At 66.3% G+C, this 24,560-nt stretch carries 25 protein-coding genes; 15 read left to right on the top strand and 10 right to left on the bottom strand.

The window, feature by feature from the left end; genetic code table 11:
- Positions 1-2: 2 nt before the first annotated feature.
- Entirely contained in the window at positions 3-1,154 is a 1,152-nt protein-coding gene (locus tag OIK44_RS23395; RefSeq protein WP_273674383.1) for an efflux RND transporter periplasmic adaptor subunit, read from the bottom strand.
- A 250-nt stretch (positions 1,155-1,404) separates the two neighbouring features.
- Positions 1,405-1,830 (bottom strand): divergent PAP2 family protein, encoded by a 426-nt coding sequence (locus OIK44_RS23390; RefSeq protein WP_273674382.1) that lies wholly within the window; start codon positions 1,828-1,830, stop codon positions 1,405-1,407.
- Positions 1,831-2,066: 236 nt separating this feature from the next.
- Between OIK44_RS23390 and OIK44_RS23385 the strand changes: the two genes are divergently transcribed.
- From OIK44_RS23385 to OIK44_RS23335, 11 genes are all read left to right on the top strand, one after another.
- Positions 2,067-3,101, top strand: a complete 1,035-nt coding sequence (locus OIK44_RS23385; protein WP_273674381.1) for a DUF475 domain-containing protein — start codon at positions 2,067-2,069, stop codon at positions 3,099-3,101.
- A gap of 105 nt (positions 3,102-3,206) precedes the next feature.
- Positions 3,207-3,782 (top strand): TerD family protein, encoded by a 576-nt coding sequence (locus OIK44_RS23380; RefSeq protein ID WP_273674380.1) that lies wholly within the window; start codon positions 3,207-3,209, stop codon positions 3,780-3,782.
- A 95-nt stretch (positions 3,783-3,877) separates the two neighbouring features.
- A complete protein-coding gene (locus tag OIK44_RS23375; RefSeq protein WP_273674378.1) occupies positions 3,878-4,591 on the top strand; it encodes a TIGR00266 family protein in 714 nt (237 codons plus the stop codon).
- Positions 4,592-4,687: 96 nt separating this feature from the next.
- Positions 4,688-5,710: an ATP-grasp domain-containing protein gene (locus OIK44_RS23370; protein ID WP_273674376.1), complete on the top strand. Its 1,023-nt coding sequence runs from the start codon at positions 4,688-4,690 to the stop codon at positions 5,708-5,710.
- Positions 5,707-6,870 (top strand): phosphoribosyltransferase domain-containing protein, encoded by a 1,164-nt coding sequence (locus OIK44_RS23365; RefSeq protein WP_273674375.1) that lies wholly within the window; start codon positions 5,707-5,709, stop codon positions 6,868-6,870. Before OIK44_RS23370 ends, OIK44_RS23365 begins: the two co-directional genes overlap by 4 nt.
- A complete protein-coding gene (locus OIK44_RS23360) occupies positions 6,842-7,594 on the top strand; it encodes an HAD family hydrolase (RefSeq protein ID WP_273674373.1) in 753 nt (250 codons plus the stop codon). The genes OIK44_RS23365 and OIK44_RS23360 overlap by 29 nt, the downstream gene beginning before the upstream one ends.
- Complete coding sequence (locus OIK44_RS23355; protein WP_273674371.1) at positions 7,591-8,682, top strand: cysteine protease StiP family protein; 1,092 nt, start codon at positions 7,591-7,593, stop codon at positions 8,680-8,682. Before OIK44_RS23360 ends, OIK44_RS23355 begins: the two co-directional genes overlap by 4 nt.
- Positions 8,675-9,697: an HpcH/HpaI aldolase/citrate lyase family protein gene (locus OIK44_RS23350; protein WP_273674369.1), complete on the top strand. Its 1,023-nt coding sequence runs from the start codon at positions 8,675-8,677 to the stop codon at positions 9,695-9,697. Before OIK44_RS23355 ends, OIK44_RS23350 begins: the two co-directional genes overlap by 8 nt.
- Positions 9,694-10,938 carry a TerD family protein gene (locus OIK44_RS23345; RefSeq protein ID WP_273674368.1) on the top strand — a complete coding sequence of 415 codons (1,245 nt, stop codon included), beginning with the start codon at positions 9,694-9,696 and terminating at the stop codon, positions 10,936-10,938. Before OIK44_RS23350 ends, OIK44_RS23345 begins: the two co-directional genes overlap by 4 nt.
- A gap of 16 nt (positions 10,939-10,954) precedes the next feature.
- On the top strand, positions 10,955-11,326 hold the full coding sequence (locus tag OIK44_RS23340) for a hypothetical protein (protein ID WP_273674366.1): 372 nt from the start codon (positions 10,955-10,957) through the stop codon (positions 11,324-11,326).
- Positions 11,327-11,477: 151 nt separating this feature from the next.
- The gene (locus OIK44_RS23335) at positions 11,478-12,503 is read left to right on the top strand and encodes a hypothetical protein (protein WP_273674364.1); all 1,026 of its coding nucleotides are present in this window, start codon (positions 11,478-11,480) and stop codon (positions 12,501-12,503) included.
- Between the two features lie 116 nt (positions 12,504-12,619).
- Here OIK44_RS23335 and OIK44_RS23330 read toward each other — a convergent pair whose 3' ends face one another.
- Both OIK44_RS23330 and OIK44_RS23325 read right to left on the bottom strand, forming a co-directional pair.
- Positions 12,620-14,998, bottom strand: coding sequence for a hypothetical protein (locus OIK44_RS23330; protein ID WP_273674363.1), 2,379 nt, complete (start codon positions 14,996-14,998; stop codon positions 12,620-12,622).
- 193 nt (positions 14,999-15,191) lie between these two features.
- A complete protein-coding gene (locus tag OIK44_RS23325; protein ID WP_273674361.1) occupies positions 15,192-16,205 on the bottom strand; it encodes a serine/threonine protein kinase in 1,014 nt (337 codons plus the stop codon).
- 100 nt (positions 16,206-16,305) lie between these two features.
- Between OIK44_RS23325 and OIK44_RS23320 the strand changes: the two genes are divergently transcribed.
- Together OIK44_RS23320 and OIK44_RS23315 are read left to right on the top strand one after the other, a co-directional pair.
- Complete coding sequence (locus OIK44_RS23320; protein WP_273674359.1) at positions 16,306-17,004, top strand: UPF0149 family protein; 699 nt, start codon at positions 16,306-16,308, stop codon at positions 17,002-17,004.
- A gap of 211 nt (positions 17,005-17,215) precedes the next feature.
- Complete coding sequence (locus OIK44_RS23315; protein WP_273674357.1) at positions 17,216-17,860, top strand: PEP-CTERM sorting domain-containing protein; 645 nt, start codon at positions 17,216-17,218, stop codon at positions 17,858-17,860.
- A gap of 36 nt (positions 17,861-17,896) precedes the next feature.
- On the opposite strand, the gene OIK44_RS23310 is transcribed toward OIK44_RS23315, so the two are convergent.
- From OIK44_RS23310 to OIK44_RS23290, 5 genes are all read right to left on the bottom strand, one after another.
- Positions 17,897-19,954: a M3 family metallopeptidase gene (locus OIK44_RS23310; protein WP_273674356.1), complete on the bottom strand. Its 2,058-nt coding sequence runs from the start codon at positions 19,952-19,954 to the stop codon at positions 17,897-17,899.
- A gap of 93 nt (positions 19,955-20,047) precedes the next feature.
- On the bottom strand, positions 20,048-20,695 hold the full coding sequence (locus OIK44_RS23305) for a VOC family protein (protein ID WP_273674355.1): 648 nt from the start codon (positions 20,693-20,695) through the stop codon (positions 20,048-20,050).
- Positions 20,696-20,751: 56 nt separating this feature from the next.
- Positions 20,752-21,138, bottom strand: coding sequence for a VOC family protein (locus OIK44_RS23300; RefSeq protein ID WP_273674353.1), 387 nt, complete (start codon positions 21,136-21,138; stop codon positions 20,752-20,754).
- Between the two features lie 64 nt (positions 21,139-21,202).
- Positions 21,203-22,285: a hemin-degrading factor gene (locus tag OIK44_RS23295; protein WP_273674352.1), complete on the bottom strand. Its 1,083-nt coding sequence runs from the start codon at positions 22,283-22,285 to the stop codon at positions 21,203-21,205.
- Positions 22,269-22,481: a hypothetical protein gene (locus OIK44_RS23290; protein WP_273674351.1), complete on the bottom strand. Its 213-nt coding sequence runs from the start codon at positions 22,479-22,481 to the stop codon at positions 22,269-22,271. Before OIK44_RS23290 ends, OIK44_RS23295 begins: the two co-directional genes overlap by 17 nt.
- A gap of 189 nt (positions 22,482-22,670) precedes the next feature.
- On the opposite strand from OIK44_RS23290, the gene OIK44_RS23285 reads away from it, so the two are divergent.
- Both OIK44_RS23285 and OIK44_RS23280 read left to right on the top strand, forming a co-directional pair.
- Positions 22,671-23,183: a DUF4952 domain-containing protein gene (locus tag OIK44_RS23285; protein WP_273674350.1), complete on the top strand. Its 513-nt coding sequence runs from the start codon at positions 22,671-22,673 to the stop codon at positions 23,181-23,183.
- 380 nt (positions 23,184-23,563) lie between these two features.
- A complete protein-coding gene (locus OIK44_RS23280) occupies positions 23,564-24,022 on the top strand; it encodes an SRPBCC family protein (protein WP_273674349.1) in 459 nt (152 codons plus the stop codon).
- Between the two features lie 125 nt (positions 24,023-24,147).
- On the opposite strand, the gene OIK44_RS23275 is transcribed toward OIK44_RS23280, so the two are convergent.
- Entirely contained in the window at positions 24,148-24,483 is a 336-nt protein-coding gene (locus OIK44_RS23275) for a hypothetical protein (protein WP_273674348.1), read from the bottom strand.
- Positions 24,484-24,560 lie beyond the last annotated feature (77 nt).

The raw sequence follows: 24,560 nt of genomic DNA, 5'->3' as shown, positions 1-24,560 counted from the left end.
GCTTAGTTTCCCTTGCTGGCGATGGCCGCGGCGGCCGGCGCCGGCTTGGCCGCGGCCAGCTCGACGACCTGGCCGTCCTTGAAGGTGGCGCTCGGGCTGCGCATCACCTGCTCGCCCAGCGTCAGGCCGGCGCGCACCTCGCGCTGGCCGGTGCGCGCATCGCGCACGCCCAGTTGCAGCGTCACCTTGCTCAGCGTCCTGTCCTTGAGGCGCCAGGCGTAGGCCTTGTCGCCGGACAGCACCAGGGCCGCGTCCGGTATCATCAGCGCCGGCGCCGTGGACGCCTCGATGCGCCCCTCGGCATACAGGCCGGCCACGCGCGGCTGGGTCTTGTCGGCGAACGCCACCAGCACGGCCACCTGGCGCGTGACGGGGTTGGCGGCCGGGTCGACGCGCTTGACCTGGCCGAGGAAATCCTGGTCCGGATAGCCGTTGACGCGGAAGCGGGCCGGCTGGCCGACCTTGACGACGCCGATCTTGTCGGCCGACACCAGGCCCTCGAAACGCATGCTGGCCGGGTCTATCACCTTGATCAATTCCTTGCCGATCTGCGCCGTGTCGCCGTTCGACACCTTGCGCTCGCTGACGATGCCGTCGAAGGGCGCGCGCACGCCGGTGCGCTGCAACTGCTGCTGCGCCAGCACGGCGCGGGCCTTGGCCGCGGCCAGATCGCTTTGCGCATTGTTGCGCCGGCTCTCGGCGTCGTCCAGGGCCTGGGCCGAGGCCATGCCCGAGGTGCGCAAGGTCTTCAGGCGCTGGAAGGTGCGCTCGGCCTGGTCCAGGGTCTGGCCGGCGGCGCGGCTGGCCGCCTCGGCCGATTGCAGGCTGTCGCGGATGGCCGTGTCGTCCAGGCGCACCAGCAGGTCGCCGCGCTTGACGCTCTCGCCGTTTTCCTTGAGCACCTGCAGCACCACGGCCGACACCTCGGCGCGCAGGTCGGCGCGCCGCTCCGGCTGCACGGAGCCGGTGATGACGGGGCCGGAGGCCAGCGCGTTGCTCTGTATCGTCAGCAAATCCTCGGGGGAGATCAGTAAATTGCGCGGCGCCGCGGCGGCCTTCTTGTCGGCCTCGGCCTTGCCTGGCTCCGGCGTCCCCTTGCTACAGGCTGCCAGGGCCGAAGCGACCGCGAGCACGAATATGGTTTTGCGCAACATAAGCTAATTCTCCGAAATTATTGGTATGTAGTACGAGCGGAAGTATTTACTAAAACGGCAAGGTGCAAAGTATCACGGAGCGCGCCGGGGGCTGTCAATCGGCGACAAGATAGAAGGCGATTTTGGCGGCGCGAAACGCCGTTTGGAGGGAGTGAAGCGTGGTTTTCCGGCGCCGCGCAATGGCAGCCAGGAGGACGGCCCGGGGTCGCCCCGGGCCGTCGGCGCAGAGTCTAATGGACTTGGCGGCGCCTCACCAGCCGCGGCCGAGCACGGCGTTGATGGCGTGGGCGATGGCGATGCCGGTGCACAGGCCGCCGGCGATTTCGACGAGGGTGTGGCCCATGCGCTCGCGCAGCCAACTGTGGCCGGCGCTGTCCTTGCCGAGGCGGTTGATGGCCGCCGCCTGCTTGCCGACGTGCTGGCGCAGGCTGTTGGCGTCGATGATGACGATGAAGGCCAGCGTGACGGCCACGCCGAAGGCCGGCGAGCTCATGCCTTCGCGCAGCGCGATCAGCGTGGCCATGCTGGAGACGACGGCGCTGTGGTTGCTGGGAAAGCCGCCGTTGCCGACCAGGCCGAAGGCCCATTGCCGCGTGCGCGCGCTGTTGATGAGGAATTTGATCGGGCCCACCAGGGTCCAGGTAATCAGGGGGGTGACGAGGTAGGCGATGTCCAAAGCAATTCCTTTATTCGAGTGAGGGGGCGGCGCGCTTGCGCGGCATGCGCCATTATCGCAGATCGGCCTGGCCCGCCGGCCCCCGCGCGGCGGGCGCGCCGGACAAATTGGCGCGGCGCCGGACAAGTAATATAAAATCACAATGTTCCATACAACAATACGCCAGCGCCGCCCCGCCCTTCTGCCGGCGCGGGCGCGGCGCGGCCTTCGATGCGCTTTTTTCGCGGGGGTAACTGATGCAGCATTTCCGGCTTTCTTTCATAGTCACAATCATTCTGATGGCGCTGGCCGGCTGGTGGGGCTATAGCCACGCCGGCTTCGCCGGCGCCCTGCAGGCGCTGTGGATCGCCGGCGTGCTGGGCATCATGGAAGTGTCGCTCTCGTTCGACAACGCCGTCGTCAACGCCTCCGTGCTGCGCCACTGGAACGATTTCTGGCAAAAACTCTTCCTCACCGTCGGCATCCTCGTCGCCGTGTTCGGCATGCGCCTGCTGTTCCCCCTGCTGATCGTCGCCTTCGCCACCGGCCTCGGCCTGCTCGACGTGTGGACGATGGCCACCACCACGCCGCTCGAATACGCCCGCCACCTGACCGACAACCACGCCGAGGTGGCCGCCTTCGGCGGCGCCTTCCTGCTGCTGGTCTTCCTCAACTTCCTGTTCGACGACGAGAAGCAGTTGCACTGGCTGGGCTGGATCGAGGAGAAGGTCGGCAAGCACGGCAGCGAGGGCCTGGCCGTGCTGCTGGCGCTGGGCGCCACCTTCGCCTGCGTCGCGATGGTGCCGGCCGAGCGCAAGCTCAGCGTGCTGTCGGCCGGCGTCATCGGCGTCGCCGTCTACGTCGCCGTCGGCTGGATCAGCGGCTTGCTGGAGGAAGAGGAGGCCGACCCGACCATCGGCAAGATGATTTCGCGCGGCAGCATCGGCGGCTTCCTCTACCTGGAAGTACTGGACGCCTCGTTCAGCTTCGACGGCGTCATCGGCGCCTTCGCCATCACCAACGACGTCGTCATCATCATGCTGGGCCTGGCCATCGGCGCCATGTTCGTCCGCTCGCTGACCGTCTTCCTGGTGCACAAGGGCACGCTGGAGGAATTCGTCTACCTGGAGCACGGCGCCCATTACGCCATCGGCATCCTGGCGCTGATCATGCTGGCCAGCGTCAAATACCACATCCCGGAATGGTTCACCGGCCTGTCCGGCGTCGCCTTCATCCTCGTCTCGCTGTGGTCGTCGATGCGCTATAAAAAAGAACAGGCGACGCAGGATTGAAATCGGCCCCACCGGCCCCATGTAACAGGAAACCATCGGCCCGCGCGGCGCGATGGCCCCACAGCATTTATAGTGCGGTATCACTCATCAAAAGGAGCTTCAATCATGGCAATTAGTCTGCAAAAAGGCGGCAACGTTAATCTGAGCAAGGAAGCGCCGAACCTGAAGAAAGTCGTGATCGGCCTCGGCTGGGACCCGCGCGTCACCGACGGCGCCACCTTCGACCTCGACGGCAGCGCCTTCCTGCTGAAGGCCGACGGCAAGGTGCGCGGCGACGCCGACTTCATCTTCTACAACAACCTGAAATCGACCGACGGCTCCGTCACCCACACGGGCGACAACCAGACCGGCGCCGGCGAGGGCGACGACGAGCGCCTCGTCATCGACCTCGACAAGGTGCCGGCCGACATCGAGCGCATCACCGTCAGCGTGACGATCCACGAAGCCGAGGCGCGCAACCAGAACTTCGGCATGGTCGGCAAGGCCTTCATCCGCTGCCTGAACGCCGACGGCGAGAAGGAAATCGCCCGCTACGACCTGTCCGAGGACGGCTCGACGGAAACGGCGATGGTCTTCGGCGAAGTCTACCGCAACAACGGCGAGTGGAAATTCAAGGCCGTCGGCCAGGGCTTCAAGGGCGGCCTGGGGCCGCTGGCGCGCTCCTACGGCGTCAACGCATAAACGGCCTGCCACGCTAACACGGCCGCCTGGACCTTGCTCAGGCGGCTTTTTTTTGGAGCCGGAAAACGGCGCCGGCTTTTTTTGGGAGTATCAACATGCCAGTATTTACCGCCACCGGGGACGTCGATCCCTTCCTCCACGTGTCGCTGCGCCAGGGCGAAAAGATCTATTGCGAATCCGACGCGATGGTGATGATGGAGACGGCGCTCGACCTGCGCGGCCGCATGACGGGCGGCATCGGCAGCGCCATCATGCGCCGCCTCGCCAACGGCGAATCGTTCTTCCAGCAGCATATCGAGGCCGTGCGCGGCGACGGCGACTGCCTGCTCTCGCCGATGCTGCCCGGCGCCATCCAGGTCGTCGACGTCGGCGCCCGCCAGTATCTGCTCAACGACGGCGCCTTCGTCGCCGCCACCTCCGGCACCGAGATGAAGGTGCGCACGCAAAGCCTGGGCAACGCCCTGTTCGCCCAGTCCGGCGGCCTCTTCGTCATGGAAACCTCGGGCAGCGGCCAGGTCGTCGTGTCGGGCTTCGGCTCGATGTTCCAGCTCGACGTGGAAAAGGGCAAGGATGTCGTCATCGACAATTCCCACGTGGTCTGCTGGGACAGCTCGCTGCACTATGAGGTGTCGGTCACCACCGGCGGCGCCGCCGGCGGCGGCATCGGCGGCTTCATCGGCAACATCGTCAACAGCGTCACCAGCGGCGAAGGCATCGTGCTGCGCTTTTCCGGCAGCGGCAAGGTCTACGTCTGCTCGCGCAACCGCGACGCCTTCCTGAAATGGACGGCGACCGGCAAGGCCTCGTAATCCGCCCCGCCCGCGGCGGCGGCGCCGCCCCGGGGCGGCGGCGCCGCCGGCACGCCGCAAGCCGCCACCGGCCCCCTGAACACTCTTAGGTTTCACATGCAACGCGTCTGGTTCAATAAAACATTCTCTTCGGTCGGCACCGCCATCAGGCTGATACGCGAGGCGGACGGCGCAGGCCGCTACCACCTCATCTGCAGCAACACCAATGCCCACGCGGCCGCCTTCCTGGCCGCCCACGAGCACGCCATCGAGCCGGCCGGCCTGAGCGGCGAGGCCTACGTCGACTGGTGCCTGGACTTCTGCCGCGAACGCGGCGTGACGATTTTCTGGCCCGGCAAGGAAGCCGGCGCCATCGGCTCGGCGCGCGCCCGCTTCGCGGCGCTGGGCACGCGCGTGCTCAGCGTCGCCAGCGCGGAAGTACTGGCGCTGATGCACGATAAGGCGCGCTTCTGCGCCGGCCTGGACCTGCCGCTGGCGCCGCCGGCGCAGTTCCGCGTCGTCGACAACATCGCCGCCTACGACGCCGCCTACGCCGAGCTGCGTCCGCTGCACCGCAAGCTGTGCATCAAGCCCTCCGAATCCGTCTACGGCCTGGGCTTCGCCGTGCTCGACGAGGAGCGCAGCGGCGCGCAACTGCTGCTGGCCGGCGCCGCCTACCAGATCAACGCCGCCGAGCTGCGCGAGGGCCTGGCGCAGATGGCCACCTTCAAACCGCTGCTGCTGATGGAATACCTCGACGGCCACGAATACAGCGCCGACTGCGTCGCCGACCACGGCGCCCTGCTCTGCGCCGTGCCGCGCAAGAAGCCGCACGTGGGCGGCCAGGGCCAGTTGATCGACGCCCGCGCCGACATCCTGCAAGCCTGCGCGCAACTGGCCCGCGACTACCAGTTGAACGGCGTCTTCAACATCCAGTTCCGCGAGGGCCGCAACGGCCTGGCGCTGCTGGAGATCAATCCGCGCATGTCGGGCGGCATCGGCATGGCTTGCGCGGCCGGCCCCAACCTGCCCTATCTGGCGCTGGCCGGCTTCGACCGCGGCTACGCCGGCCTGCAGGTGGCGCCCGTGCGCGACGGCCTGCGCGTCGGCGAGGCGGCCGTCACGGTGGAGCTGCCATGAACCGCATCACCCGGCAAATGCCGACCGGCGAGCTGACGCTCAAGGTCGACGAGGCGCGCTTCCCGCTGAACTGGCTGATCGGCTTCGCCGCGCGCGCCAACGCCAAGCGCGGCTTCCTGTTCCTGTCCAAGGTGCTGGGCAAGCACTGGCCCGTCACGCCGCGGGCGATGGACATGATCCACGCCGACCTGGCCGGGCAGATTCCGCCCAGCCTGCCCGGGCCGGTGGTCTTCATCGCCATGGCGGAGACGGCCATCGGACTGGGCCAGGGCGTCTTCGAAGCCTACCTGCGCGAGCACCCCGAGCGCCAGGCGCTGTTCCTGCACAGCTCGCGCTACCGCGTCGGCGACGTGCCCTTCTTCGAGTTCGAGGAATCGCACAGCCACGCGCCGCGCCAGTTCCTTCAGCTCTCCGAGCGCGCCGCCGCGCTGTTCGCGCAGGCGCGCAGCCTGGTGCTGGTCGACGACGAGGCCAGCACCGGCAACACCTTCGTCAACCTGGCCGCCGTCTGCCGCGCGCGCAACCCGAACATCGAGCGCATCCACCTGGCCGTCATCACCAACTTCATGGGCGAGCCGGCCAACGCCGGCCTGACGCCGCGCTTCGGCGTGCCGACCACGGTCGGCGCCACGCTGTCGGGCCACTACCGCTTCGCCCCCGGCGCGGCGGCTGCGCCGGCGGCCGCGCCGGCGCAGCGCTTCGAGGCCGACGCCGAGCGCGGCGCCAGCGCCGCGTTCGGCCGCATCGGCGTCGAGCGCGCGCTGGCCGCGCCGCAGGCCCTGGCCGCGCGCCTGGGCAAGGATATCGGCGAGGGCGAATCCGTGCTGGTGCTGGGCACCGGCGAATTCATGCACCCGGCCTTCCTGCTGGCGCGCGAGCTGGAGGCGCTGGGCAAGCGCGTGCTGGTGCAGTCGACCACCCGCTCGCCCATCCTGTCCTGGGGCGCCGTCGGGCACATCGTCAGTTGCCCGGACAACTACGGCGAGGGCATCGCCAACTACCTGTACAACGTCGCGCCGGGCCAGTACCGGCACGTCTTCATCTGCCACGAAACCCCGCCCGGCGAGGCGCTCAACCAATTGGCCGGCCAGCTTGACGGCCGCCTGTTCCACTTCCAGTCAGAGACCCAAATTGAAGAAATATCTGTTCGTCGACCTTGACGACACCCTGTTCCAAACGCCGAAGAAATGCCCCGCCGAAACGGCGCTGGAGCCGGCCGCCTACCTGAAGGACGGCGCGGCGTGCTCGTTCACGACGCCGCGCCAGCGCGCCTTCCTCGACTTCGCCCGGCGCGACATGACCCTGATCCCGGCGACGGCGCGCAACGCCGACGCCTTCGGCCGGGTCGGCCTGCCCTTCTCCAGCTACGCCGTGCTCGACTACGGCGGCGTCGTGCTGCAGCCGGGCGGCGCGCTGGACGCCGGCTGGCTCGACCTGATGCGCGGCGACATGCACACCGCCCTGCCCGGCCTGCGCGAAGCGATGCGCGTCATCGACGACTTCCAGCTCAGCCTGGGACGGCCGGCGCGGGCGCGCCTGATCGAGGACTACGCGACGCCCTTCTACATCGTCATCAAGGACCACGAGGCCGACGCCGCGCGCCTGGCCGAGATCGAACGGCAAGTGCTGGCGCCGTGGATCGCCGGCCCCGGCGCCGACTACTTCATCCACCGCAACGGCAACAACCTGGCCGTACTGCCGCAGACGCTGAACAAGGCCCGCGCCGTCGCCTACCTGCGCGCCGAGCTGGAGGCCGAACACGGCCCGATACTCAGCTTCGGCATGGGCGACAGCCGCTCCGACGCCCGCTTCATGGCCGCCTGCGACTACGCCATCGTCCCGAACGGCACCCAGCTGGCGGCCCTGACCGTGGCGGCGCTATGAGCTTCAGCGGCAGTTACCGCGCCGGCGACGTCAGCTTCCTGCTGAAGCCGATCGGCCTCGAACCCATCCTCGACCTCGACGAGAAGGAGCGCCTGATCCAGTCCGGGCAGCGCCACTACAGCGAAATGCTGTCGCCCGAAGCGCTGCCGTCGGCGGCCTACCTGGCGCTGTTCCGCGGCGCCTTCGCCGCCAACCGCGCGCAGATGGCGCGCGACTGCCTGCGCCTGGCGGCGCTGATCGCGGCGCGCCGCGACGGCGCCGTCACGCTGGTGTCGCTGGCGCGCGCCGGCACCCCGGTCGGCGTCATCCTCGGCCACCTGCTGCGCCGCGTCTTCGCGCGCGACTGCAGCCACTACTCGGTGTCGATCATCCGCGACCGCGGCATCGACGCGGTGGCGCTGCGCCACATCCTCGACCAGGGCCACGCGCCCGAATCGATCGTCTTCGTCGACGGCTGGACCGGCAAGGGCGTCATCTCGCGCGAACTGCGCCGCGCCGTGGGCGCCTTCAACGCCGCCCGCGGCACGGCCATCGACGCCGGCCTGTACGTGCTCTCCGACCTGGCCGGCAGCGCCGCCTGCGCCGCCTCCGGCGAGGACTACCTGATCCCGTCGAGCATCCTCAACGCCACCGTCTCCGGGCTGGTCAGCCGCTCCGTGCTCAACGCGGCCATCGGCGCGGACGACTTCCACGGCTGCGTCTACTACGAACAATTCGCCGCCCACGACCAGTCGCGCCAATTCGCCGACGGCCTGGTCGCCGACGCCGTCGCGCTGGCCGCCGGCGAAGGCATCCCGGCCGCGCAAGCCGTCGACGCGGCCGCGCTGGCGGCCCGCTCGGCCGCCTACATGGAGCAGGCGCGGCAACGCTACGGCATCGCCGACGTCAACCTGATCAAACCCGGCATCGGCGAAGCGACCCGGGTGCTGCTGCGGCGCGTGCCCGAGCGCCTGATCCTGCGCGACGCCGGCGCGCCGGACGTCGCCCACCTGCGCCAGCTGGCCGCCGAAAAATCAATCCCGGTAACGATAGAACCGGCGCTGCCCTACCAGGCGGTCGCCCTCATCAGGAGCGCAGTCGATGGATAATCCGAGCTACCAACACAGCGCGCACAAGCCCGCGCTGGGCGCGTCGCTGTATGTGCCGACCACCCACAAGGACCTGCTGGCCATCGCCAACGGCGACAAACTGGCGCACCTGCGCTCGCTGATCCTGTGCACCGAGGACGCCGTCGCCGAGCGCGACCTCAGCTATGCGCTGTTCAACCTGTCGCTGGCGCTGCGCAATATGGACGAAGACTCGGACACGCTGCGCTTCGTGCGCGTGCGCAACGCCGAGGTGATGACGCGCGTGCTGGCCATGCCGGGCGCGCACAAGCTGACCGGCTTCGTGCTGCCGAAAACCACCCGCCACAACTTCGACACCTACTTCGCCCAGGTGCGCCACACCCAGCACCTGCTGATGCCGACGCTGGAAACGGCCGAAGTCTTCGACGACGAGGAAATGCGGCAATTCTGCCGCTGCCTGTGCGCGCCGCAGGTGCGCGCCCGCATCCTCGCCCTGCGCATAGGCGGCAACGACCTGCTGGCCCTGCTGGGGCTGCGCCGGCCCACCAGCGGCACCATCTACCAGACCCCGCTGGGCCAGGTCATCGGCCGCCTGATCACGACATTCCGCCCGCACGGCATTGCGCTGACGGCGCCCGTGTTCGAACACCTGTCGCAGCGCGCCTGGCTGGACGCCGAAGTGGCGCAAGACCTGGCCCACGGCATGATAGGCAAGACCGCGATCCACCCGGACCAGGTGCCGCAAATCGAACGCCACTACCAGGTGGTGCAGTCCGACATCGAACTGGCGCTGCGCATCATCGACCCGGACAGCCCGGCCGTGTTCCGCATGCAGGAATCGATGTGCGAAGTGGCCACCCACAGCAACTGGGCCAAGCAAATCATCGAACAGGCGCGGCTGTTTGGAATCCGCCACAGCAGTGATAGTATAAACAATGTTGGCAATGGCGCCAGCCCCGACACCCACAGCGGTGGCGCGCAGCACGGCCCGAGCCAGTCACCGACACCGAGCACACAAGGGAGCGCACAAACATGAGCAACTTCACACGCGGACAAAAAGGCAAGCTGGCCGACCTCGGCCTGGGCACGACACTCACGGCGACGCTGGAAATCGCCGCCGGCGCCCTCGACGTCGACGTCAGCTGCTTCGGCCTGGACGCCAAGGGCCAACTGTCGGACGACCGCTACATGGTCTTCTTCAACCAGAAAGCCGCGCCGGACCAGGCCGTCACGCTGGAACTGGGCGCCGGCAAGGCCGTGTTCCAGATCGACCTGGCGCGCCTGCCGGCCAGCATCGACAAACTCGTCTTCACCGCCGCCAACGACCGCGGCAGCATGCACGGGCTGGGGCCGTCGCGGCTGGCGCTGGGTCCGGACGCGGCCGTCTTCGCCTTCTCCGGCGCCGACTTCCAGGATGAAAAAGCCATCATCATCGGCGAACTGTATCGGCGCGATGGCAGCTGGCGCTTCGGCGCCGTCGGCCAGGGCTTCGCCGGCGGCCTGTCGGCGCTGCTGAAGCACTTCGGCGGCAGCGAAGCGACAGCGGCGCCCGCGCCGGCGCCGACGGCGACACCCGCGGCGCCGGCGCCGGCCGCCGAAGCGAAAAAAATCTCACTGTCGAAAATCCGCCTGGAAAAGCGCGGCGACAAAGTCTCGCTCGACAAACGCGACAGCCAGGGCTACGGCCGCATCCGCGTCAACCTGAACTGGAACCGCAACGGCGCCGCGCCGGCCGCGGCCAAGGCGGAAACGGGCGGCTTCATGGGCAAACTGTTCGGCAAAACGGCGGGCGCGGCCAGCGGCATCGACCTCGACATCGGCTGCCTGTTCGAAATGAGCAACGGCGCGAAAAGCGCAGTGCAAGCGCTGGGCAACACCTGGGGCGCCTACGACCGGCCGCCCTACATCCACCTGGAAGCGGACGACCGCACCGGCACCAACAACGACGGCGAAAACCTCTACATCAACGGCGTCCACTTCGACCAGATCAAACGTGTGCTCGTCTACGCCTTCATCTACGAAGGCGTGCCGAACTGGGCGGCGACGGACGGCATGGTCACCATCGAAATACCGGGCCAGCCCTCGGTCGAAGTCAAGCTCGACAGCGACAGCCGGCACATGATGTGCGCCATCGCCATGCTGGAAAACCAGAGCGGCAATTTACAAGTGACCAAATTGGTGGAATACTTCGGCGGCCAAGGCAAAACCACGGCCCACCAACTGATGGACGAACGCTACGGCTTCGGCCTGAACTGGTCGGCCGGCCGCAAAGACTAAGCCCACATAGAAAACCATGATAACAAGCAAACGCATCACGCTCGCCCTGATCGCCGCCGTCGTGGCTGCGGTGCTGCTCTTCCTCGCCTACGCCTGGATCACGCTGCACCTGAGCTACTCCGAAGGCGAGCGGGCCGGCTACCTGCAGAAATTTTCCAAACGGGGCTGGGTCTGCAAAACCTGGGAAGGCGAAATCATGCTGACGACCCTGCCGGGGGCCGTGCCGGAAAAATTCCAATTCAGCGTGCGCGACGAAGACGTGGCCAAACAATTCATGGCCGCGACGGGCAAACGCGTCCTGCTCAGCTACGCCCAACACAAAGGCGTGCCCACCACCTGCTTCGGCGAAACCGAGTACTACGCCGAAAAAGTCCAAACCGTCCAATAACCCCTGAACAACTTTGGGGTCAGGTCTAGACATGAACAACTTTGGGGTCAGGTCTAGACATGGCGGTTTGTGCCGGAAAAACCACACGCTCCGGCCCGGGCATTGTGGTTTTTAAGCCGAAAACCGCCATGTCTAGACCTGACCCCAGGGGGTGAAGCAACAAAAAGGGCGCGCCGCCTGCGGCGCCATTCGGGTATGCTGCCCTTTTATGTCTCTTTGTTTGTCACGCCGCATGCGCTTTCATCGCTTCGCCGCCGCTTCGCTGTGGTTGTGCGCCACCGCTTCTTTTGCCCAGAATGTGTCGCTGCTCGCCGGCCAGTTGCAGGTGCCCGATAAGGATGAGTCCAGCTTCGCCGCCGCGCTCAGTTACGCGCATCCGGCCGGCGATTACGCCGCGCTCAGTCTCACGTATTTGAACGAGGGCCATCCCCTCGACCATCACCGCGATGGTGTCAGCGGCCAGTTATGGCTGCGCTCGATGCAGCGGCCGCGCGGTCTGTCGTTCGGCGTCGGCGTCGGTCCCTATTATTATTTCGATACGGCCAGGACGGCCGCCGCCGGCTATCGCAATGATCACGGCTGGGCGCCCATGTATAGCGTCCAGGCCAACTGGCATTTCGGCAATCATTGGTTTGCGCAGGTTCAGGCGAACCGGGTCGTTCCGCGCGGTAAGGATGCCACCACCCAGGTGCTGGTCGGCGCCGGTTTTCGTTTCGATGGCGTGCCGGGGAATAAGTTGCATTTGAATGGGCCGTCCAGCGACGATACGCTGACGCTGTCGGGCGGGCAAACTATCGTCAATAGTTTCAATTCGGAGCGCGCCCGCGCCAGCAGTGTTGAGTACCGCCGCGCCGCCGGGCCGTATGTCGATTGGACTGTGACTTGGCTCAAGGAGGGGGCGGCGCCGGCCACGCGCCGCAGCGGCGTCGCCGGCCAGGTTTGGCTGATACGTTCGCTGAGCACGCATGTCGAGCTGGGCATGGGCGCCGGTCCGTATCTGGCGTATGACTTGCCCGTGCTCGCCGCCGAGCGCCAGCGTCTGGCCGGGCTGGTGTCCATCGTCGGCCGCTATCATTTTGATCGGCGCTGGGTCGGGCAGTTGTCGTGGAACCGGGTCGTGACCTCTTATCACCATGATGCCGATGTGTTGCTGCTGGGGGTGGGGGCGGCGTTTTAGGAGGCGTTGGCGGGGTGCACGTACTTTAAAAGCTGGGGTCTGACCCTAAAAACGGGTCAGACCCCTGGTCGGCGTTATTGGGGGCCTTTTTTCGCCGCTGGCGCGCTTGCCGCAATTTAGCGGTTTTCCCAGTCTCCGGCCGTTTCGCTCGATTGGGTCAGGCGCGCGATCATTTCGCGGGCGATGACTTCGGATTGCGCTTGCTCGGCTTTGGCGCGCGCGGCGCTGATGTCGCCCCGTTCGACGCGCTGGCCGGCCGCTTGCTCGGCTTGCAGTTTTTCTTGCAGTTCGGCCAGCGCCTGTTCTTCGGCTCGCAGGCGGCGGCTTTCCAGCGCCAGCAGTTGTTGTTTCGCCGCCGCCATGGCGCGCGTCGTCTCGGCCGCTTTGCGTTGCAGCGCCGCGTGTTCCTGTGCGCTGGCCAGCAACGCTTTTTGCGCCGCGCATTTTTCCGCGCTGGCTTGGTGCGCCTCCTGTTCGGCTTGTTCGCGCTGGCGCATCGCTTGCGCTTTTTCTTCTTCGACCTGGGCCCGCGCGCTCGCTTCGGCGGCGGCGTTCTTTTCCGCTTCGAGCTGGCCGGCGATCGCTTGCAGCGCGCGCTCTTCGGCGGCGCTGGTCTGGCGTTGTTGCAGCAGTTGTTCTTCTTTCATGGCCAGCGTCTGCCGCTCGGCCGCGACGAAGGCTTGTTGCGATGCCAGCAGCGCTTGTTCCGACGCCAGCAGGGCCGCCGCCGTCTGCGCTTTGTCCTGTTCGGCGCGGGCGCGCTCGCTGTGCACCTGGCCCAGTTCGATGGCCAGCGTCGCCTGGGCTTGCGCAGCCTGCGCCGCCAGGGCCTTTTGTTCGCCTTCGAACGCGGCCTGTTCGGCCAGCGTGCGCGCCGCCGCAGCGGCCTGTTCGGCCGCCTGCTGCAGGCGCTGTTCGGCTTCGCGCTGTTCGCGCAGCGCCTGCGCCTGGGTCTGTTCGGCCTGGATGCGCGCCTGGGCCGCGGCGGCCGCCACTTGTTCGGCGTCGAGCCGCTCTTTCAGGCTGGCCAGCGCCAGTTGTTCGGCGGCGCTGCGCTCGCGCTCGGCGCTCAGCAGGCATGCCGCCTCGTCGGCTTTTTGTTGGGCCAGCGCCGCGTTCGCGCTGTGCGCCGCGACCTGCGCGGCCATCGTCTCGACTTCGGCCTGTTCGGCCGCGTTCTGCTTGGCCGCCAGTTCGACGGCGGCGCGCGCCAGGTTTTCGCGTTGTTGCGCCAATTCCGTCGCGCGCTGCTGCTCTTCCAGTTGTTGCGCGGCGGCGCTCGCCGCGGCCGCTTCGGCCGCCTGCAGTTGGCGCGCCTGTTCCATCGCGGCCGCTTCCGCCTCGACCTTGGCGTGGCCCTGGATTTCCGCTTCCTGTTCCGCTTCGATGCGGGCCAGCGCGACGGCGCGCAGCTGGCGGTCCACTTCGATACGCGCCTCGGTGGCGGCGAGGATGCGCAGGTCGGCGTCGCGGCGCGCTTCGGCGCTGGCGGCGGCGACCATTTCCAGGCGTTCGCGGTGGATGGCCGCGTCGCGCACTTCTTTTTCCGTTTGCAGGCGCAGGCGCAGCGATTGCGCGGCGTGGCGTTCCGATTCGGCCTGGGCCAGGGCGATGGCTTCGCGCTCCTGCTCCAGGTGGGCCAGGGCGCGCGCCTCTTCCAGCGCGCGCACTTCGGCGGCGGCGCGGTTGAAGGCCGATTCGAGGGCGATCTGGTCGGCCCGTTCGCGCTGCATGGTCAGGTCGAGCGCCTCGTTTTCCGCCTCCGCCAGCATCTGCGCCGTCTGGCGCGCGCCGTAGGCGTGGCGCTCGCGCTCGCGGGCCAGCACGGCCAGGCGGGCGTCGGCCGAGGCGATGCCGACCATTTCCTCTTTCGCGGCCTGGACGGCGGCGACCCGCTCGACGGCCTGCAGACGGGTTTGCTCGGTCTGCTGCTGCAGTTCTTCGGCGGCGCGGCTGGCCTGCTCGGCCAGCTCGGATTCGGCGGCGATCTGCTCGCTGGCGCGCTTACGGTTTTCCTGTTCGGCCTTGGCGCGCTGTTCGGCGGCCAGGCGGATTTGCGTGTCCGATTCGACGCGGGCGCGCAGTTCGGCCGTTTCCTGTTTCACCGCTTCGAGGCGGGCCACGCTGGCCTGGGCGGCGGCGCGCATGGTTTCCAGGCGGTCGCGGTTGGCGGCGATGGCGTCTTCGGCGGCCTGGGCGTTTTGCTGGGCGGCGGCGGCGGCGGCGCTGTCGATGGCGGCGCGGTCTTCGGCCAGCAGGCGCACGCGCGCTTCGGCCATGGCCCGGCTTTCCGCCGCGCAGGTCGCTTTCGCCTCCGCCTCGACGCGGGCGATCGCTTCATGGATCGCCTTCATTTCCATTTGCGCGCGGCCCGGCACGGGGGCGCCGGCGGCAAGGTCGGGCTCGTGCAGCTCTGGCATGGCGTCGACCGGCATGTCGTCCGGCTCGTCGGCGGACGTGTAGGCGGTGGAGGGGGTGGCCAGTTGTGCTTGCATAAGTTTCTCGCTTGTTTGGTGTGTTCCGTTGTGCGACCGGAATTTCTTAGTACCCATTATGTGGGCGAGAGGCAACAAACCGAGCGGCAAGCAGAGGGGGATTTACCGTCCTTTTCCCCCCTTTGCGGGGCGACGGGGCCGCCGCGGTGATACGGGGCGCGTATCACCGGGCGTTTTCAATACGAAAAACGACTTACACTGGCCACAAGGGCGGCTCGTCCATCAGCGCCACCTGCTCGCGCAGTTCGAGGATGCGGTCCTGCCAGTAGCGCTGGGTGTTAAACCACGGGAAGGCGACGGGGAAGGCGGGATCGTCCCAGCGCCGCGCCAGCCACGCCGAGTAGTGGATCAGGCGCAAGGTGCGCAGCGCCTCGACGAGGTACAACTGGCGCGGCTCGAAGTCGCAGAAGTCCTCGTAGCCAGCCAGGATGTCGCCCATCTGGCGCACCATGTCGGCGCGCTCGCCCGACAGCATCATCCACAGGTCTTGCACGGCCGGCCCCGTGCGGCTGTCGTCGAAGTCGACGAAGTGCGGCCCGGCGTCGGTCCACAGCACATTGCCGCCGTGGCAATCGCCGTGCAGGCGCAGCAGGTCCAGCTGGCCGGCCCGCTCGTAGCAGCGGCGCACGCCGTCGAGCGCCTGCTGCACCACGCTGGTATAGGCGGCCAGCAGCTCGGGCGGGATGAAATTGTGCGCCAGCAGGTAGTCGCGCGGCTCGACGCCGAAGCTGGCCGGGTCCAGCGCCGGGCGCTCGCGGAAGGTCGCCAGCGCGCCGACGGCGTGGATGCGGCCGATGAAGCGCCCTATCCACTCGCGCGTCAGCGGGTCGTCCAGCTCGGGCGCGCGGCCGCCGTGGCGGGCGAACACGGCGAAGCGGAAGCCGCCGAAGGTGTGCAGGGTCTTGCCGTCCAGCGCCAGCGCCGGCACGACGGGGATTTCGCGCTCGACCAGCTCGGCCACGAAGGCGTGCTCTTCGAGGATGGCGGCGTCGCTCCAGCGCGCCGGCCGGTAGAACTTGGCCACCAGCGGCTGGCCGTCTTCGATGCCGACCTGGTAGACCCGGTTTTCATAGCTGTTCAGCGCCAGCAGGCGGCCGTCGCCGCGCAGGCCGACGCTGTCGAGCGCGTCGAGCACGCAGTCCGGGCTCAGTTCGGAAAAGGGGTGGGCGACTGCGGCGTCGCCGGGCGGCTGGTTTTGGGTGTGCATAAGCGCCATTGTACGGCCCGGCGCGCCGGCGCGAGCAAACTCCCGAGCGAAAGCCGGTGACAGCGCGTATACTGTCGGCTTCCTCTCTGAAAGAACCGCCATGCAACTCGACCAGCCCCTATCCGAAAAAGAATTCGACGAACTAGACCAATTCCTGTTGTCCGAGCGTAGCTCCGAAGACGCGATGACGATGGACATCCTGCACGGCTACCTGAGCGCCATCGCGATCGGCCCGGAAACCATCATGCCGGCCGAGTGGTTGCCGCGCGTGTGGGGCGAGGATGGCAAGGCCGCGCCGAAATTCAAGAACGCCAAGGAAGAGGAGCGCATCGTCAACCTGATCATGCGCTTCATGAACGAGGTGCTGGTGACGTTTGAAGTGGCGCCGAAGGAATTCGAGCCCCTCTTCGTCGAGCACGAGCACGAAGGCCAGACCCTGATCGACGCCGAAGCCTGGTGCTGGGGCTTCTGGGAAGGCATGGAGTTGCGCGCCGGCTCGTGGGACGAAATCTGGGACTCCGAAGTGGCGCCGCTGATGCAGCCGATCTATCTGCTGGGCGCCGACGAGATCGAGGAAGACGAGCTGCAACTGGTCGACGATCCCGTCAAGGCGCACAAGCTGGCCGTCGAACTGGAAGCGAACCTGCCCGACATCTACCGCTTCTGGGTGCCGCGCCGCAAATCGGCCGTGCAGACGCTCAAGCGCGAAGAGCCGAAAGTGGGCCGCAACGACGACTGCCCTTGCGGCAGCGGCAAGAAGTTCAAGAAATGCTGCGGCGCCGAGCCGGCCGCCGAGTAATCTCCCCGCCTGATCCGGGGGCGGGCGCCCTGCCCGTCCCCCGCACACCTCCCCCTTCGCCGGCACCGGCCCGGCACGCAAGTCATTAGCAAATAATAATATATTTATTGCATCCCCTTTCGCCCGGCAGTACATTCTAATTGTTTTAATAATTTATTAATTAAAACAACTTTGCCTGTCCAATCCACGCTTAAAGGAGTTGATCTTGCATATGTCTTCCCTGCCTATGAAGTCCCTGACCCTTGCTGTGTTGCTGTTGGCTACCAGTGCGGCGCAAGCCGACATCCTCATCTACACCGACCAGGGCGCCTATCTGGCCGCCGTCGGCAACACCGGCGTCGACAACTACGACGACCTGCCGATCAACCTGATCGACGCGCCGCTGCGGCGCCAGGCCGGCGCCTACAGCTATGAAGCGCAAATCGCCTTCAAGTCGCGCTATCTGTACGGCGCCGGCGAAGGCAGCGACCATTGGCTGGCCGGCAACAACCGCCACGACAACATTACGCTGACCGGCTTTTCCGAGGGGGTGCGCGGGGTCGGCGGCTTCTTCTTCGGCTCCAACGTGTTCGGCAACTACACGGACAGCGAGGCCATCGAGCTGTCGGCCGTCGACGTGCTGGGCAACGTCGTCACCTACAAGCTGACCCTGCCGACCACCGGCAGCTTCCTCGGCTTCGTCTCGACCGACGCCTTCAAGCAAGTGTCGTTCAAGGCTGAAACGCAAACGGGCGTCTGGGGCACCGTCAACGATCTGCACCTGTCGGTGTCGGCCGTGCCTGAGCCGGGCACCTACGGCATGCTGCTGGGCGGCCTGGGCGTGCTGGGCTTCCTGGCGCGCCGCCGCAAAGCCTGACGCGCGGCATCGCAGCCGCCCGGGCCGGGCGGACGCCTACCGCGCCGCCTCCTGGAACTGCTCGCCCAACCAAGCCTTGAACGCATCCATATTCTGCGGCCGGCCGAGGAAGTCGCGCACCAGTTGCGCGGCCGGCTTGCTGGCGCCGGGATCGATGACGGCCTTGCGGTACTGCGCGGCGGCCGGGCCGGCCAGCGGATCGGCGCGGTCGAAGCGGCTGGCGAAGTCGATCGCGATCACCTTGTCCAGCACATAGGTGTAGTAATTCGACGAATAACCCGTCAAATGGGTGAAGTTCGCATACAGGCGGTTGCCCTCGACAAAGGTGTACGGGCTATAGCGGGTGGCGGAGGCGCGCAGCAGCGCGTCCGGATCGACTTCCGCCACCGGCCTGTCATGCAGGTGCAGCGACAGGCTGGCGTACAGCAACTGCCGCTGCGCCCAGTTGCCGCGGCCGAAGGCGTTGGCCGCGTTCATGCGCGCCATCGTCTCGGCCGGCAGCACGGCGCCGCTCTGGTAGTGGCGGGCGAACGGCGCCAGCACCTTGTGGCTGCGGAAAAACTCTTCCAGCATCTGCGACGGCGCCTCGACGAAATCGCCCTCGACATTGAAGCCGCCCTGGCCGGACCAGCGGTTCTGGCTGCCCAGGATGTGGTGCAGCAAATGGCCGAACTCGTGGAAATAGGTGAGCACCTCGTTGTAGCGCATCAGGCCGGGGTCGCCGGGCGTGCCGCCGGAAAAATTACACACCAGCATACCCTCGGGCACTTGCCGGCCGCGGATGCCGGGCACCACCGGCGAGCTGGAAAACCACTTGTCCTTGCCCTCGCGCGGGTGCATGTCCAGATAGACGCGGCCGACCTTGCGCGCGCCGTCGAACACGTCGAACACCGTCACCGAGGGATGCCACACGCGGGCATCCTTGACGGCCTGGAAGCGGACGCGGAAAATTTTCGCGGCGGCGTCGAGAATGCCGGCCTCCACCCGCTCATAGGCGAAATACGGCCGCACCGACTGGGCGTCGAAAGCGTAGCGCTCGCGCCGGTACTGCTCGACCCAGTAATTGGCGTCGGACTGGGCGATCGCCGTCAGCGTCGGCTCGCGGCGCTGGGCGAAGGCCAGCAACTGCGCGTACTCCCGCTGCCGGGCCTCGCGCGACGCCTGTTCCACCTCCTCGAACAGCTTGCGCACATTGGCGGCGTTGCCCATCATCTGGTCGGCCGTCGCGTAGTCGGCATAGTTGGCGAAGCCGAGGATGCCGGCCAGCTCCTGGCGCGCCGCCAGCAACTCCAGCAGCACCGCCCGGTTGGCCGGATAGGCGCGCGTCGTATAGGCCAGGTACATGCGCCGGCGCAGCTCGGCGCTATGGGCGAAATCGAACACCGGCCCCGTGTCCGGCTCGTCCGTCGTCAACGTGTACATGCCGTCCGCGTCCGGCTGGTGGCGGGCGATGTAATCGTCCGGCAAGCCGTCCAGTTCGGCGCGCGTCGCGCTCACCTTCAGCGTGCCGTCCTGCACGTTGCGGCCGAAGGTCAGCGACAGCGCCGTGATCTTGTCCTGCAGCGCGTGCAGGCGCGCGCGCGTGGCCTCGTCCTGGTCGACGCCGGCCAGCCGGTACACCAGCAGCGTGCGCTCCAGATAGCGCCGCGTCGCCGCGTCGCCGGCCGGCGCCGCCACGGCCGCCAGCGCCTGGTAGACGCCGCGGTTCAGATTCAGGTCGGCGCTGGCGCTGGCCACCTTCCGGTTCAGCGCCTGCGCCTTGTCGCGCAGCGCCGCGCTGCGCCCGACCGAGTACAGCAGATAGGCTTGATTGCCGGCCAGACTCAACTGGTTCTGCGCCTCGTCGTAGGGTTGCAGCGTATTGGCGACGGTACGCGGCCCCCGCGCCGCCAGCAGCCTGGCGATGCTGACCCGCGCCGCCGCCAGATGGCCATCGACCCACTTTTCCAGCCGGGCCGTATCGTCGCCGGCGACCCAGGCGTGGAGCGGATCGGCCGGCGCCGCGGCCAACGCGGGCGCAGCGGGCAGCGCGGCGCAAGCCAGCGCCAGCAACGGCGGCAATATCCATCGGACAGGGTGGCGTTCAGCGTGCATGCGGCCTCCATCGGCAAAGAGTGGGCGGATACGGCAAGGACGGGTCGAGCGCCAAGACTAGCACAGCGGACGGCGCGGCGGGCGCGCGCGCCGCTACCAGCGCAGCAGCAAAGGCAGCGCCGGCCGGAAGTCGTGGGCGCGTCCGGCGCCCTCGCCGTCGAAGCCGATTTCCAGCAGGTGGGCGGCGCCCTCCCGCGTCTCGATGCCGGCCGCAACGGCGGCCGCCGACGGCGCGCCGGCCGCCGGCGCGGTCAGGCGCAGCGAGGTGATCTCGCGCAAGCCGGCGCGGTGCAGCAGCGGCTGGCGCCGGGTCGGCGCCGCCGCGTCCGGCCGCGCGCCGAAGGACAGGAAGAACCACATCGGCTCGCTCAGCGGCGCGGCGGCGATGTCGACCGCCAGCCCCGGCGGCAGATACACGGGCCGGTACGGCCAACTGGGAAATGGCGCCGCCTTGTCGCCGGGCGCCGAGGGCCGGAAGCACAGGCCGAACGGCGAAACGCGCGGCGCGTCGCCGCCCAGGCGCTCAAACAGCATCGTCGGCCGGGTCAATTCGCTTTGCGCCTGCGCCGCGTCGTCCAGCCACAGCAGCTCGATAAAGGCGTTGTGGAAAAAGAAGCGGCGGTTCGCCGTGCCCTGCCCCGTGTGGACATTCGCCGAACCCTCCGCCAGGCCGAATTGCCGCAGCGCCTCCGCCTCCGGCGCGCCGCGCCGGACGCGGATAAAGATATGGTCGATTTCCACTGCATATCCTCAATGATGAAACGGACAAGTATGCTAGCACCGATCGCCGGCCGCCGCTAAGCGGCGCCCGCGCCGGTGTCGGGGTGCTGGCCGATATGCCACAGCACGCCCGAGGGGTCGTTCAGCTTGAAGTCGCGCGTGCCCCAGGGCTGGTCGGCGACGGGCGACATCCGGACCTCGAAGCGGGCGCCCAGTTCCGCGTCGCTCAGGTACTGCCACCAGGCGTCGACGTCGTCGACGAGCAGGTGCATCATGCAGTTGCCGGACTGCTCCGTGACGTCGCCGTCGCGCAGCAGGAAACTGCATTCGCCCAGGCTCAGCAAAGCGACGCCGTGCCGTATCGACACGACCTCGAAACCCAGCGCCTCGTAGAAGGCCATCGACAACTTGAAGTTTTTCGCCGGCACGAAAACCTTGATTTCCAGCGCGCCCGAGATATTCATTCCCGCTCCTTTGATTGAGATGCCGGCGCCGCCGCACAGGAATGTGCCGCCTCGCCGGCCTGGTTTACGCGGCGCATAATTCATGCTCCCGCAAGACGTTCTCGATCAGCGCGCGCCACGCGCACAGCTCCTGCTTGCCGGGCTTGCGCTCGCCGAACAGCATCAAAATCGTGTCGCCGCGCGCATCGAACAATTCCAGCGACGTGAGCAGGCCGTCGACGCTCGGCTGCTTCACCACCCAGGCGCTGGCGATATCCTCCTCGCGCAGACGCAGATTGAAACCCGGATCGAGCACATTGATCCACGGCCCCATCGCGGCCACCTTCTTCACCGGGCCGGAGTGGATCTGGATCATGCCGGCGTTGCCGACGAAGGCCGTGATGGCGACGCCCTCCAGCGCCGCCTCGTTCAGCAGGTCGAGCACGCCAGCCCTGTCGATCTGCTGCACGAAGCGCGCCTCGGCCAGGCGCAGGCCCTGCAAGCGCGAAACTGCAAAATGCTTGAGCATGCTGAAGAAATCGTGGCTGTCGCGCAGGCCGGCCCAGGCTGCGCGCAAGCCGGCCACGTCGACCGCCTCGTCGGCCAGCTCCGCGGCGGCGGATGGCGCCGGCGCCACCTCGATGCCGGGCGTCTGGCTGACGGCGGCGAAGCGCTGCACCAGCCGCTCATACGCGTCGACGTCGCTGTTATCCTTCAAGTACACCTTGTGGATCGCCGTGCCCGAAGCGTCGAAAAACTGCAGGCTGCGCTGCAAGCCCCTGCTGGTCTGCTCGCTGACGGCGAAACCGTGCGCCCATTGCCGGTAAAACACGCGCAGCTCGATGGCGCCGCCCAGCACCAGCCCGACATCGTGGCTATGGCTGGCCTTGCGGTAGACGCCCAGTTTTTCATGCACGCAACTGGCGTTGCGCGTCCGCGCCATCACCTCGCCGAGCGGCTCCAGCGCCTCGACGATGCCGGGCCAGTCGGGATGCAAGCGGGTCGCGCACAGGGCCGCGCCAAAGGTCGAAATGAAGGCGCCCGCGTGCGCATCCACCAGCTCGCCCTCGGACATGTGCAGCTCGGTGGCGATGTCGCGGTGGCGCATTTTCTTCTCGCGGCGCAGGTCGGCGCAAGCGCCCTGGATGGTATTAATGTGTGTGTGCATGGCGCTTTCCCTTGACAGTCAGAGCGGACAACAATGCGCGCGTAAGCGCGGCGAAAACCCCCGGCGCGGCGCGCAGGCGGGCAAGAAAATGGGGATGGGGGACGGCGGCCGGCAAGGGGTGGCACTCCGGCGCGGCGGCGGGCGCGTAGTTCCAGGCCAATGGCAGCACCAGCGCAGGAGGCGTTTTTTTCAGCACGGTGTACTCCTTTGAAGTAGACACTGGCTGGCGCGGGCTGGCTAGTAGGTGAATCAATTATAAATGAGAATCATTCTCATGCAAGCACTTTGTTTTATATCCTTGCTCCTGGCAATGGTGATGGGACCCAATACGGACTTTACTATCCGATGACAACAGTCGCCCGGAAAAACTTAAGCAGTACAATCCATGTCCAAGCACTTTAATGAGAAAAAGACATGCAGTTACGCAGAGAACTGGTGCGACATCTGGGGCCGCCGATGGACGATTGCCGGACAGGCGAGCATGCGGCTGCATAGCTATCTGCCCTGGCTGCTCTTGCTTGCCACGACGGGCGCAAAAGCCGAACTGGCATGTGGCGATTTCCTGGCCCAGTTGGGCAAGAAGCCCACCTATCTGGTCTACCAAGGCTGTAAGCAAGACCGCAATCGTCAAAGCGAGCCCTACACGGCACGCTATTGGGTGCATGGCCGGCACGCGTACCAGGCGGAAGCGTATCTGCGGCGCAACTACGGTCTGCCGCAGCTCCAGCACTATTGCTGCATCTGGGACAGCACGCCACATTTCTGGCGCGACCGTCGCACCGGCATCGGCTACATGCTGAGCATGGCCACGGGCGAAGAGCTAGGCAAGAAGCGCGCCGACTGGCCCACCATCGACACCTTTTACGTAAATGTCGACGCTTACGCGGAAGATCCGTGAGATGACAATTGACTCGATTGCCTGCTCTGGGCCGATTGCGATCATTGACAAGCCCCGAACCGAGCCTGACGAGTACATGCCAACGGTTCGCCATTCCAAACGGCTTTCGCAGTCATGGCACGCCCCCGTCTATGGCAAGTATAAGAAAAATGCAATTATATTTATGCAAGCAATAAACTACAGTGTATCCTGCAATCCCAGCAAGGATACTTAGGCCGATGCAAAGGAAAAGCGCGTGCGTTTGCTCCTGCTATAGGGCGTCCATTAATTATCAAAATTATCATGGATGGCCCGCATGATGAATGCTATGCAGTTGAACGATTTTATCCAGACGCTTCGCGGCGTGGGGTACAAGGCCCAGTTACTTTCATAAAAATGATATGGAGATCGCCCAGTTTATGCATATCGAAGAAAGCATCCACATTGCAGTCCCGTCCGCTGTCGTCGACCAGATTTGGAGCGAGGTCGACCGATGGCACCTTTGGGATCCGGACACAAAGCAAGCCCGGCTCAATGGGCCATTCGCAGTTGGAACAAATGGCCGGATAGTTCCCAGCAAGGGGGTGGGCATTCCGATGACTGTCACAGAGCGCTCCGCAGGTCGCTCGTTCACCGTAGAGGGCTACATTCCTCTATTCCGCATACACTTCGAGCACACGGTTTCTACGGTAGATGGCGGATCGACGGTCACTCATCGCGTGTGGTTCACTGGAGCCCTTGCCTTTCTGTTTAGGCCAAGCGTTGCTAAGCGAGTTCGGGAGGGGCTTCCCATAACGATGCGCTCACTTAAAGCCTATGCTGAAAAACGCCACCAGACCCTCAACAATAACGCCGAATGATTCAGCCCAGCGGACTGCTGAATCGCCACGATTGCACTAGACCCTGCTGAATGCTTAGCAGCTCACCGACATGAAGCTCCGCTGGATCATCAACGAGCGCTTCTAGCCGACTGCTGACTACTCAACTAAACGAGCGTGTTCGTTTTTTCTTCTAGCGGCACGTCACGATAGCCATGTGCCAAGAGGTCATTGACAAGCCATTTCTTGCCGAACGCGCCGAAAATCACCATGACCACGAAGTAGCTTGGCCACAAGAGGGCTAATGCTGGGATTTGCAGGTCATTTACGAAATCGAACGCCCTTGTATATAAATAATATCCCAGCAGCGAAAACGCAAAAGGACGCCATAGTCCTTCTGAGATTGCCCAAAGGGTTGGGAGCAAGAAACCTAGCCAGCAAAAACCACGCTTTATGCGGCGGCTTTTTCCATTGGGATGGACTAACAAACGGATTTTAGACATAGTAATAAAAAATTAAGGGCTTGCTTGTGGCCCAGACTATGTCAAAACGCCCCAGCGTTGGCTATTGAATATCGCGG

Origin of the sequence: Janthinobacterium fluminis (assembly GCF_028595325.1) — a bacterium.
GTDB lineage: Bacteria > Pseudomonadota > Gammaproteobacteria > Burkholderiales > Burkholderiaceae_D > Janthinobacterium > Janthinobacterium fluminis.
This window is presented reverse-complemented; position numbering and strand designations above follow the sequence as displayed.